This is a genomic window from Saccharobesus litoralis (assembly GCF_003063625.1).
Lineage (GTDB): Bacteria > Pseudomonadota > Gammaproteobacteria > Enterobacterales > Alteromonadaceae > Saccharobesus > Saccharobesus litoralis.
In genome coordinates, this window is the sequence record NZ_CP026604.1 from 5,467,786 (window position 1) to 5,480,101 (window position 12,316).

The 12,316-nt window shown below is 42.2% G+C and carries 12 protein-coding genes; 4 read left to right on the forward strand and 8 right to left on the reverse strand.

Annotation, left to right across the window (positions count from 1 at the left end; translation table 11 throughout):
* Positions 1-11: 11 nt before the first annotated feature.
* From aceE to ampD, 4 genes are all read right to left on the reverse strand, one after another.
* Positions 12-2,681 (reverse strand): pyruvate dehydrogenase (acetyl-transferring), homodimeric type, encoded by a 2,670-nt coding sequence (gene aceE, locus C2869_RS20935; protein WP_108604761.1) that lies wholly within the window; start codon positions 2,679-2,681, stop codon positions 12-14.
* Between the two features lie 151 nt (positions 2,682-2,832).
* Complete coding sequence (gene pdhR, locus C2869_RS20940; protein WP_108604762.1) at positions 2,833-3,594, reverse strand: pyruvate dehydrogenase complex transcriptional repressor PdhR; 762 nt, start codon at positions 3,592-3,594, stop codon at positions 2,833-2,835.
* 300 nt (positions 3,595-3,894) lie between these two features.
* Positions 3,895-4,740, reverse strand: a complete 846-nt coding sequence (gene ampE / locus C2869_RS20945; RefSeq protein ID WP_108604763.1) for a beta-lactamase regulator AmpE — start codon at positions 4,738-4,740, stop codon at positions 3,895-3,897.
* Positions 4,741-4,867: 127 nt separating this feature from the next.
* Entirely contained in the window at positions 4,868-5,422 is a 555-nt protein-coding gene (ampD, locus tag C2869_RS20950) for a 1,6-anhydro-N-acetylmuramyl-L-alanine amidase AmpD (protein ID WP_228710718.1), read from the reverse strand.
* Between the two features lie 43 nt (positions 5,423-5,465).
* On the opposite strand from ampD, the gene C2869_RS20955 reads away from it, so the two are divergent.
* The 4 genes from C2869_RS20955 (at position 5,466) to pilB (ending at position 9,690) form a co-directional block, all read left to right on the forward strand.
* Complete coding sequence (locus C2869_RS20955; RefSeq protein ID WP_228710719.1) at positions 5,466-6,002, forward strand: retropepsin-like aspartic protease family protein; 537 nt, start codon at positions 5,466-5,468, stop codon at positions 6,000-6,002.
* A 121-nt stretch (positions 6,003-6,123) separates the two neighbouring features.
* Positions 6,124-6,966, forward strand: coding sequence for a carboxylating nicotinate-nucleotide diphosphorylase (gene nadC, locus C2869_RS20960; RefSeq protein WP_108604764.1), 843 nt, complete (start codon positions 6,124-6,126; stop codon positions 6,964-6,966).
* Positions 6,967-7,429: 463 nt separating this feature from the next.
* Positions 7,430-7,870 carry a pilin gene (locus tag C2869_RS23055; protein ID WP_108604765.1) on the forward strand — a complete coding sequence of 147 codons (441 nt, stop codon included), beginning with the start codon at positions 7,430-7,432 and terminating at the stop codon, positions 7,868-7,870.
* A gap of 119 nt (positions 7,871-7,989) precedes the next feature.
* Entirely contained in the window at positions 7,990-9,690 is a 1,701-nt protein-coding gene (pilB, locus tag C2869_RS20970) for a type IV-A pilus assembly ATPase PilB (protein WP_108604766.1), read from the forward strand.
* Positions 9,691-9,701: 11 nt separating this feature from the next.
* Here the strand turns inward: pilB and C2869_RS20975 are convergent, their stop codons facing one another.
* From C2869_RS20975 to C2869_RS20990, 4 genes are read right to left on the reverse strand one after another with little or no spacing between them, the layout of a single operon-like run.
* Complete coding sequence (locus C2869_RS20975; RefSeq protein WP_108604767.1) at positions 9,702-9,896, reverse strand: hypothetical protein; 195 nt, start codon at positions 9,894-9,896, stop codon at positions 9,702-9,704.
* Positions 9,897-9,925: 29 nt separating this feature from the next.
* The gene (locus C2869_RS20980) at positions 9,926-10,828 is read right to left on the reverse strand and encodes an FAD:protein FMN transferase (protein ID WP_108604768.1); all 903 of its coding nucleotides are present in this window, start codon (positions 10,826-10,828) and stop codon (positions 9,926-9,928) included.
* Between the two features lie 29 nt (positions 10,829-10,857).
* Entirely contained in the window at positions 10,858-12,051 is a 1,194-nt protein-coding gene (locus C2869_RS20985; RefSeq protein WP_108604769.1) for a DUF3570 domain-containing protein, read from the reverse strand.
* 14 nt (positions 12,052-12,065) lie between these two features.
* Positions 12,066-12,278: a DUF4266 domain-containing protein gene (locus C2869_RS20990; protein ID WP_108604770.1), complete on the reverse strand. Its 213-nt coding sequence runs from the start codon at positions 12,276-12,278 to the stop codon at positions 12,066-12,068.
* Positions 12,279-12,316 lie beyond the last annotated feature (38 nt).

Here is a 12,316-nt window from a genome sequence, read left to right on the forward strand (position 1 = left end):
CCTTTCCCCTATTACGCGTAAAGTGGGTTAAGTTTATCTGCATCGATATTGAACTTAGCAATTGCTTCCGCAACGACTTTCTTCTCAATTTCGCCACGCTTAGCTAATTCGTATAACGCTGCAACTACAATGTAGTATTCGTTAACTTCGAAGTGAGTACGTAGGTTTTCACGGCTGTCTGAACGACCGAAACCATCAGTACCTAATACACGGTAATCAGTTGGTACAAAACCACGGATTTGATCAGCGTATTGCTTCATGTAGTCAGTTACCGCAATAACTGGACCCGCAGCATCTTTAAGTACTTCAGTTACATATGGCACTTTTTCTTCAGCTTCTGGGTGAAGCATGTTCCAACGCTCACAATCTAAACCGTCACGCGCTAATTCATTGAATGAAGTTGCAGAATAAACGTCTGAGCTAATGCCGTAATCTTCAGCAAGAATTTGTGCAGCTGCACGCGCACGCTCAAGAATAACGCCAGAAGATAATAAGTTAACGTTTGCTGTAGGCTTCTTAGCCGCAACCGCTTCAAGCTTGTAGATACCCTTCTTAATACCTTCTTCTACGCCTTCAGGCATAGGTAATTGAACGTAGTTTTCGTTCATTACAGTTAGGTAGTAGAAGATATTCTCGTTGTCTTGGTACATACGCTTGATACCGTCTTGAACGATAACTGCGATCTCATAACCATAAGTTGGGTCATAAGTAATACAGTTAGGAACCGTACCAAAGTGTAAGTGCGAGTGACCATCTTCGTGCTGTAGACCTTCACCGTTAAGTGTTGTACGACCAGCAGTACCACCAATTAAGAAACCACGTGCTTGTAAATCACCTGCCGCCCAAACTAAGTCACCAACACGTTGGAAACCAAACATTGAGTAGTAGATGTAGAATGGGATCATTGGTAAGTCAGCATGCGAGTATGAAGTCGCTGCAGATACCCAAGAAGCCATTGAACCGAGTTCGTTAATACCTTCTTGTAATACTTGACCTTTCTTGTCTTCACGATAGTAAGCAACTTGGTCAGCATCTTGTGGCGTGTATTTTTGCCCTTCGTGAGCGTAAATACCAACTTGACGGAACAAACCTTCCATACCGAAAGTACGTGCTTCATCAGGAATAATAGGAACAATGTTCTTACCGATTTGCTTATCTTTTAACAATGCAGTTAAAACACGAACAAACGCCATAGTCGTTGAAATTTCACGACCTTTAGAACCGTCAGTAGTCGCCTTGAAAGCGTCTAACTGAGGAACTTGTAGTTCAACTGAAGAATTTTCACGACGCACTGGCATAACACCACCAAGTGCTTCACGACGACCCATCATGTACTTGTATTCAGCACTGTCTTCAGGGAAGCGGTAGTATGGTAATTTTTCTAAATCTTCATCTGAAACTGGAACATTGAAACGATCACGCATATGACGGATTGCATCTAAATCCATCTTCTTAACGCCGTGCGCAATATTCTTACCTTCAGCTGCATCACCCATACCGTAACCTTTAACGGTTTTAGCTAAAATAACGCTTGGACGACCTTTAGTCGCTTTCGCTTTAGCGTAGGCTGCGTAAACTTTTTGTGGATCGTGACCACCACGGTTTAAACGCCAAATGTCTTCATCAGACATATTAGCTACCATTTCTTTAAGCTCTGGGTATTTACCGAAGAAATGCTCACGCGTATAAGCGCCGCCCTTAGCTTTAAAGTTTTGGTATTCACCGTCAACGGTTTCATCCATTAACTGTTGTAGTAAGCCAGTCGTGTCTTTCTGAAGAAGTGCATCCCAGTAACGACCCCAAACGACTTTAGTCACATCCCAACCAGCACCACGGAAAGTGCCTTCTAATTCTTGGATGATTTTACCGTTACCACGTACAGGACCATCAAGACGCTGTAAGTTACAGTTAACGATAAAGACTAAGTTGTCTAACTCTTCACGTGAAGCAAGACCGATAGCACCTAATGATTCTGGCTCATCAATCTCACCATCACCTAAGTAACAGTATACCGTTTGCTCTGAGCAGTCTTTTAAACCACGATCAGTTAAGTACTTCAAGAAGCGAGCCATGTAAATAGCTTGCATTGGACCTAGACCCATAGATACCGTCGGGAACTGCCAATAATCAGGCATCAATTTCGGATGTGGGTAAGAAGATAGGCCATCAGCAAAGGCTTCTTGACGGAAGTTATCTAATTGTTCTTCAGATAAACGACCTTCAACGAAAGAACGCGCATAGATACCAGGTGAGATATGACCTTGGAAATAAACTAAGTCGCCGCCGTCTTTTTCATTTGGAGCACGGAAAAAGTGGTTAAAACCAATATCGTACAACATAGCTGACGATTGGAAAGACGAAATATGGCCGCCTAGCTCTAAATCTTTCTTAGAAGCACGCACAACCATCATCATCGCGTTCCAGCGGATAACCGCACGAATACGCGCTTCTAATTCACGATCACCTGGCATAGCTGGCTCTTGGCCAACAGGGATAGTATTAGAATAAGCCGTAGTGGCATCAAATGGCATGTGAGCACCGTTACGACGAGACGTCTCGATTAATTGCTCAATCAAGAAGTGCGCACGCTCTGGGCCTTCGTTTTGTAAAACTGATTCTATCGATTCAATCCAATCATTGGTTTCGATTGCATCGACGTCTTTGTTAAGGATGTCAGACATCTGGTATTCCTTATTTGTTATGCGTTGAATTCTCAACTTCCAATTCAATCAGATACAGCAAAGCTAAGTTCTCCAATAAGCTTAAAGGCTTTATAAAAAACTTAGCCATGCTGTACTTGATTAGTCAGCTGTTGAGAATTGTTCATTCAAACTATTTAAGGTTTTGCTGCAAGCGCCTTAACATGCGTTGGTTACGCGTGTCTTCAGCACCTAGCTGCAATAAGGTTTCTTCTATATAAGCCAAATGATGATGCGAGGCATTTCTAGCTTGGATCGGGTTGCCAGAAATAATCGCATTCATAATAGACTCACGATCTTCATTCACCTGCCGGGCTACATCCGGCTTGGACGTCAGAATTCGGTAATTACGCTCAATACTTTGTTTGAGCAAAGGCGCCATGGCATTAACAAGATGAGAGATAACCAGATTATGCGACGCTTCAGCAATCGCTAGGAAAAATTCAAAAATGGCTTCAATCTGGTCAGATTGCATACTGTCATTGCAGGAGATAATGGCTTCAAAACTTTGCTTAATGCGTTCAAAATCAGCATCGGTGCCACGCAATGCCGCGTAATAAGCACTAATACCTTCTAAAGCATGGCGAAATTCTAATAAATCAAATTGGCTTTCAGGCTTAGCCAGCATTAATTCAAATAAAGGATCAGAAAGGCTACTTTGTAGGTTTTCATTAACAAAAGTACCACCGCCTTGACGACGTGTAACCAAACCTTTGGCTTCAAGTTTTTGAATGGCTTCACGCAAAGAGGGGCGAGAAACATCAAATTGCACCGCAAGTTCTCGCTCAGGAGGTAACTTTTGCCCAGGCAATAAGCTACCTTCCAGAATCATAGACTCCAGTTGCTCTTGTATCACGTCAGCCAACTTTGGCTGTTTAACTCTCTGAAAACTCAAGGTTTTTACACGACTTATTTAAATTATAATTAGCTATCAATGCCAAGCGGGTAATTGGTATTACCATTTAATGCGCAATACTATAGCTGATAATTTTGGCGATGCCAAATTTCTCGTCAACAGATCGGATGATCATTTTATGAACGTTTTATGAGAAAAACACTGCAGGATTAATCTGCAAAAATGCTTAGGCAGTAAGTAACCAAAATAATTCAGGCGGGTGTGTCCTCCCGCCTTTTATCATATTTGGCACTAATTAAGAATTAAGAATAAGAAATAGATGCAACAACAAGGAGGGGGTTAGTTAATAATTCCCATCAAATTTAACACAGCAATTAAAGCCACGCTAAATAGCACAGCTCGTTTGGCCAGTTTAACTAACAAGCAAGGCTCAGTAATGCAGTCATGCTCTGGTGCATCAACTTCTTCCGCAGCAACAGCAACTCGCGTCACAAATTCACGAGCACCAATCTCGAGCTTAATTAAGTCTTGCAACCATATGCCTAACGCTTGGCTAAAATTACCAACAAATAAATAGGCGAACCCTGCAATGCGCGAAGGTATAAAATCCAATACCAACATAAAACGTTGGCTCACTTCACTAACCGCTTGCTGATTTTCATTTTGACAGGTTTGATCCGCTAAATGCCGAGCAAAAACATACAATACTGCACCGCATGGGCCAAGCACAGCAAACCAAAAAATCACCGCCAAATAATAACGATAGTTCAACCAAATTAAGGTTTGACCGACACTTTCTTGCGGCATGCCTTGCTGACAACGACGTAAACCTAATTCATTCGCGTAAAGATCACAGGCTTCTAGGTCGCCGCGATTAGCCGCTTCTAAATATTGCTTATAACAGCTACGATATTGAGGACAACCAAAACAAACAAATAACACGAATACCGCAAAGGTTAAGCCAAATAGGGAATTACCTAACCAAGACTGGACAAGAGCTACAGCCGCGACTGGCAGTAAAATCCACAGCACAGTATTTTGATTAGCTTTTGGGGCGTCATCCAAACTAATTTTGGCGGTTAATTTTTCTGCATACATTTGGTAATAATGCGTGTAGTGCCAAATACCCAGCAATGAATGGGAACGCTCAAGTAGAATAACGATAAACAAGCTAAGTAGTATCATTTTGCATCCTTAATGAACTTGCTATTGTCTGTGCCACATCGCATGATGGACACTTATTTTTATCAAGTATAACGGCTGTTATATTTAATCGCTTGAAAACTTTATGAAAAATAAAGCTGAGTTATATTTATTTTTCTAGTGCGCTTAAAAAGCGCTGCCAATCAAAAGCCTTACCAGGATCAGTTTTGCGCCCTGGTGCAATATCGCAATGCCCACAAATACGCTCATGAGTCACTTTAGGGTAAGCTTTTTGTATCGCATCCGTTACGGCAATTAATACAGAGTATTGCTCTGAGGTATAAGCTAAATCATCTGTGCCCTCCATTTCGATTCCTATCGAGAAGTCATTGCAGTTTTCTCGCCCTGCAAAACTGGAAACACCTGCGTGCCATGCTCTTTGGTTAAAAGGCACAAACTGGATCACCTCGCCATCACGGCGAATAAATAAATGAGCCGATACTCTAAGCCCTTGCAAATCTACAAAACTAGGATGCGCCTCGATATCTAATTGACCTAAAAACAAATCTTCAACGTAAGACGTTGCAAACTGCCCAGCGGGTAACGAGATGTTGTGAATAACCAACAAGCTAATATCCTGCTCATCGGGGCGCGGATTAAAGTGGTTTGATACTTTAATACTGGCGGGTTTAAGGATATGATTTTCAACAAGATATAGAGACAATTGAACCGCCTTATCTTTTTATTAAATGGCTGCAAGTGAATTAATGATGCAATCTGATGACAACCAACAACCGCGCGATACCACGAAGCAAGTCGGCAAGTGGATGTATTATGCCGCTTGGATCTGTGGCTTACTACTCTTGATGCAATTTTTCCAAGGTTATATTGACCAACAGTACAACCCAAACCAAAACCCAGATAGTTTTTCCACTGAACAAGGCAATCAAGTCATATTAAAACGTAATCGCGCTGGCCATTACTTGGCTAATGGATTGATTAATAATGAAGAGGTTCTGTTTTTATTAGATACGGGCGCAACTCATGTTTCGATACCAGAAAAAGTCGCGCAACGTATTGGCTTACGTTATGGGCCTGAAAGCATAGTTAATACTGCTAATGGTCAAGCTATCGTTTATCAAACCAGCATTGACGTACTAGAGTTGGGTTCAATCCGTTTACGTAACTTACGTGGCAATATTAACCCACACATGCAAGGTGAGGAAATACTGCTTGGTATGAGCGCCTTAAAGCGCTTGGAGTTTAGCCAACGTGGCGATACCCTTACCTTGCGCCAATACTAATCCAGTAAACAAAACCTATACCAATAAAATGCCGAGATTAAAACTTTTGGTCGAAAAAATTTTGCCTCTGACCTAAAATAGCGCGTTTTGCCGCACCCTATTATCAAGTATTGGAAAAATCATGGATCTACAACAAACCATTCAAGCACAAGTAACAGCAGCTCTTATCGAAGATTTAAGTGCAATGGATCCAAAACTTGATATTACCGCGCAACTGATCCCTGCAAACAATACGGCCACAGCCAAGTTGATAACCCGCGAAGACTGTATAGTATGTGGTGTTGCTTGGGTCAACGAAACCTTTAAACAGTTAGGTGCTAAGGTGGAAGTAGAATGGCAAGTTAAAGACGGCGATAAAGTTAAGGCAAATTCTACCCTTTGTTATTTTAAAGGTAATGCGCAACACATATTAACCGGTGAACGCACCGCCATGAACTTTTTACAAACCTTATCTGCCACTGCGACTTTAACCGCGACTTACGCAGAAAAAATCGCTCATACGTCAACCAAACTACTTGATACCCGTAAAACCATTCCCGGTTTGCGTTTAGCGCAAAAATACGCAGTTAAATGCGGTGGTGGCGAAAATCACCGTATTGGCTTGTTTGACGCATTTCTGATTAAAGAAAACCACATTGCCGCGGCCGGCTCAATTGCCAACGCGGTTAAACAAGCTCATAACATAGCACCTGGCAAACCGGTTGAAGTCGAAGTTGAAAACAATGATGAATTGCAGCAAGCGTTAACCGCCGGCGCCGATATTGTTATGCTCGACAACTACACCCCAGAGCAAATTGCCGCAGCTGTTGCCATTGCCAACGGGCAAATTAAAATTGAAGTGTCTGGCGATATTACCTTAGACACCATCGCCAGCTACGCTCAAACAGGCGTTGATTACATCTCTAGCGGCGCTTTGACTAAACATGTGCAGGCTGTGGATTTGAGTCTACGGTTGAGCCTGTAATGGGGTTCACCCCCACCAAACGCTAAAGTCCAAAAAAGAACACCTCAATCTAACATTGCGTATTTTTTCGCCGGCGTAAAGCCGGCCCTACATGGGGCTGGTTTCGCCAGCATAAATTCGGCCCTACAAACGTTAAAAAACTAGGGTTTTATAAAACCCTCAAGCAGGCAAAAAAATCTAATCACAACAGTAATTTAACTTTACCTATGTGCGATGGATCACATAAACTTAAGCCCAGCTTAAGTTAAATCAGTTGCTGACGTTAACTTAGGTAAGCTTATTTATGTAGATAGTTAAGCGGGTCACACTTTTCAGCAAAATGAAACTTGTCCCTATTAAACGCATGGACTAAGCTTTTTACTAACCTGTACTACACAAGCGCTTAACTGGGTGGATTGCCTGCCTCGCTCACAGTGCAGGCAACAGGTTTTCGCCTAATTAACCAACTGGAGAACTAACGGATATGAAAAACTTTAAAAAACAATCAAAGGGTTTTACCTTAATTGAATTGATGATCGTGGTTGCGATTATCGGTATCTTAGCCGCTGTTGCGGTTCCTGCTTACGATGATTATGTACAAGATGCAAAAACAACAGAAATGGATAAAATTGCAGATGGTTTAAAACCTCTTGTTATCAGTTGTATTCAAATCGAAGAAGCTTCTGGTGGTTCAAAAGATGATTGTGACGGCGGTTCAAGAAGTATTCCAGCAGATGATACTGATGGTATTTCTGGAAGCAATGTGGGATGTATCGCCGTTTTAAACGGAGCGATATCAATTGGTGGTAAAATTGACAGTAAAACAGCTGTTGATACTCGAGTAACTTACACTCCAACATACTCTGGTGGAACAATATCGTGGGCTCGTACAGAAACTGCGGATACTGATTGCTCTGCAGCCTAAAGATTAATTAAAAATTTAATATCAATAGCCGTATTGTATTTTAAGATACGGCTATTTTTTATTTTCATTTCTCAGTGTAAAGTAACATACAAGGAACCATTCAAACCATTACTAGCCCAATGCAACGCAACCTTATCCATTCTCTTACCAGTACAGGCCTTATTCATGAGGCGTTGGCAGATAAAATATCTGAAAACGATGATGTCAAACATAATATCGATTTTATTCAAGCCTTGTGTAAAGTCAGCGATCATGTCAATGAATATGAAATTGCTCGCAGTTTAAGTCGCTTTCATCAAGTGCCTTTTTTTGACTTAAGCCATTTTGATAAAAACCAGTTAGATCCTGACAAACTTAATGAAAAGCTCGTCAACAAGCACCAATGCTTACCTATTTTTACCCGCGGTCGCACACAATATTTAGCCACGGTTAATCCACAAAACTACACAGCATTAGAAGATTTCCAGTTTAGCACTGGCATGGGTGCTGAATTTATTTGTGTTGAAGCCAGCAAGTTAGGCCAATTAATTGAAGCTGCTTTTGAACATGATGACGGCTTAGGACTGGATGACTTTGATGAAGAAGAACTAACAGGCGTTGAAGTCAGCGAAGATAAAACCCAAGACGATGATGCTGGTGACGGCCAAGATGACGCGCCGATCGTCGTTTACATCAATAAAATTCTATTAGACGCGATTAAAAAAGGCGCATCCGATTTACACTTTGAGCCGTACGAGCACAAATACCGCATTCGTTTTCGTATTGATGGTGTGTTACATGAAATCGCCTCGCCACCGGTTAATTTATCTTCACGATTAGCCGCGCGCTTAAAGGTTATGTCGCGTTTGGATATTGCCGAAAAGCGCAAACCGCAAGATGGCCGGATAAAACTAAAAATATCCAAGAAAAAATCCATCGATTTTCGTGTTTCTTCGTTACCCACCATGTGGGGCGAGAAAATCGTAATGCGTATACTTGATTCTTCTAGCGCCATGCTGGGTATCGATGTATTGGGTTATGAGCCACAACAAAAACAACTATACATGAATGCCTTAGAGCAACCACAAGGTATGATATTGGTTACTGGCCCGACAGGTTCAGGTAAAACCGTCTCTTTGTATACTGGCTTAAATATTCTTAATACCACAGAGCGCAATATTTCAACCGCTGAAGATCCCGTCGAGATCAACTTGGAAGGTATTAACCAAGTGCAAATTAACGTTAAAGCAGACTTAACCTTTGCCAACGCGTTGCGCTCTTTCCTTCGTCAAGATCCTGATATTGTCATGGTAGGTGAGATCCGAGATTTAGAAACGGCTGAAATCGCCATTAAAGCCGCGCAAACCGGTCACTTAGTTATGTCGACTCTGCATACTAACTCGGCTGCTGAAACCTTAACTCGTTTGCTGAATATGGGGGTACAAGCGTTTAACATTGCTAGCTCGGTATCGCTAATTATTGCTCAGCGCCTTGCCCGCCGCTTATGTAAGCATTGTAAGCAACCCGTTGACCAAATGCCGCCCCATGATGAACTACTTGAGTTTGGCTTTAGTGAAAGCCAAATCAATGCTGATTTACAGCTGTTTAAACCTGTCGGTTGTGATCTGTGTTCTGGGGGTTACAAAGGCCGTGTGGGTATTTATGAAGTTATGCCTATTACACCGTCTATCGCTAAATTAATTATGGATCACGGTAATTCGATTGAGATTGCAGCACAAGCGACTAAAGAGGGTGTCAACGATTTACGGCGTTCAGGTATTTTAAAAGCGATGAGTGGCGTTACCAGTTTAGAAGAAGTAGCACGGGTGACCAATCATTAGAATTTTATTGCCTAGAAAATCGCCGGCATAAAGCCAGCCTGACAACCAAACAATGCGTATTCTTTCGCCGGCATAAAACCGGCCCTACAACCAAACAATGCGTATGTTTCTGCCGGCATAAAGCCGGCCCTACGACCAAACATTGCGTTTTTTTCGCCGGTATAAAACCGGCCCGACAACCAAATAATGCGTTTTTTCGCCAGCATAAAGCCGGCCCTACAAGATAGGTATAAAATTACACAGCTCTGTTTATACGACCTTGCAGATCAACCGCCACAAATGGCACTGCTAGCTCTTGTAACCAAGATACGCCCGCCTCTTCTTTTAACATAGTTATGGTGGCTAACGTGCCAGCCATAACACACTGTTCACTCCAAACGCTGACCGCAGCCAAACCTGACACAGGCCAACCCGTACGCGGATTCAATACATGGCTATATTTTTTACCCTGCAACTCAATGTAGCGCTGATAGTCGCCACTACTAGCTAAACCGCCGTGTGTCATTGGAATATTAGCTACAGGGCTAGGGTTATTATCCTTAGCATTACTTGCTGGATTTTGCACACCAACTAACCAAGCATCACCATTAGGGTGTGGACCGACAACATGTATATCTCCGCCCATATCAACCAAGCCAAATTGGATTTGATGCTGCTTTAATAGCGCAACCACAGCGTCACTGGCGTATTCTTTAACAATACCGCCAAAATCAATTTCCATACCGGCTTTGGGTAAATAGATCTGTGATTGCTGCCACTCAACATCTTGCCAACCAACTAAATCTAGCCATTGCAAAATAGTCTCGTCATTAGGAATAGTCTTGCTTTTAAAATTCCAAGCGTTGCGTAATACGCCAGTTGTAATATCAAATAAACCGTCACTGATCTGATAAGCTTGCTCAGCGTAGGCCAGTAAAGCTGCTGTCTCATTATCAATAGCAACGGCTTTTTTACCCGCAGATAAATTAATATTAGACAGTAAACTGCTCGACCGATAGCGAGAGTACTTACTTTCTAACCTTGCCACTTCCTGCTGCGCATGACGCGCAGCAGTTTGTGCTAAGCTTTGATTAGCTGCATAAAAATGCAATGAGCAGGGAGAGCCCATGGCTTTAAACTGAAATTGAAATAAATGCATTTTGCTTAGGTTAAAACTCTATTGCCGAATTAAAATTTCACATCAAAACCTAAGCTCAACATATCGAAATCAATTAAACCGACACTACCTTCACCACTATCAAGTGCATAGCTTTCGTCGCTATTGTACGTTTGATAACCCGCAGTTAGGCGCCAGTTACCAATTTGCTTATATAAGTTAAGGCCAAGCGTTATCGCACCATAGGATGACAAACGGTAGTCTGTCGATTGCAAACCATCAGAGCGAGCGACTTCATAAAAGTTTTCATAAAAGTAAGCCTGTGACTGACTATAAAAACGCAACGAAGGCACAACTTGCCAAGAATCAGCCAAGTTTTGATACCAAGCCAATTCGAAAGTGTGTGAATTAATCTGCCAATCGTCATCGTAATAACGGTAATCCGCATGCAGCGCGGCATTAACCTCTGGAATAAAGTAACGCAAACGCGTACTTAAAGTTGTTGCTTGGCGCTCGGTGGGACGGGTATCAACAAAACTTGCGGCTTGACCACTACCTGGCACCACAATTTTATAAGGGTCGGACAAAAAGCCCGATTTATCAATTAAACCTAGTCCCACTTGCAACTGCATATTCTTATTTAATACACGAGTTAAGCCGGCATAGACAGACCAACTGTCTTTCTCGGCAAAATTGACTGATGGACTTGTTACACCAAAAGTCGGGGATATTTCGTCTTGCGATTGATCTGCGGCCAAGTTAAGCGTTGTGAGTTTATCTGCTAACTCGTAGCTAAGTTCAATACCATAGCTACTAGATTCATAATCATCCTCAGTTGAGCGAGCAATCACAGCAGCCAGTGAATAGTTATCGGCAACATAAGTTAATTTAGCTGAGCTATCTTTGCGGGTATCTTCAATCGACGCACCACTCATCACTTGTACCACTTGGCCGTCAGCATTCTTTTGCGTAAAGTAAGGTGATGCCCCCGACATTTTTTCAACCTGATAATTAACGTCCAGTTGAAATGAATCTGAAAGCGGAGCAATGAGTTGAAATTGATTCACATCAATATCGTAACGCTCACCAGCACTACCTTGTTGCAACTTATTGCTGTCAATCCCTTCCTCTTGATAAGCATGATGACGAACACCAATTTGAAAATTGTCAGCGACACTTGCGGCTTGAACATTGATTGCCGGCAGAGCCATCGCCGCCCCAGCCAGCGAAGCTAATGCGGCATGTCTGTTATTGTTATTTTTCATTTTTAACGTCCTTGCTAGTTACATCCACAACCGCCACCAGCAGTGCTAGTGCCGCCAGACGAGGCTTCTTTACTAAAATAGACTTGCTTGTTCATTGCGGCCTGCATGCTATCCGGCTGCCAATTCATTTCAGGCTTAGCTAAATTACCTTTTTCCCATGGCTTAACGTTAGCGCAAGCGCTAAGCAAGAGGCATAGGGCGAGTAAACTCATTAAGGAAAGTTTCATAAGAGTCCTTACGTTATTGTTATTAGTGCTTATAAATT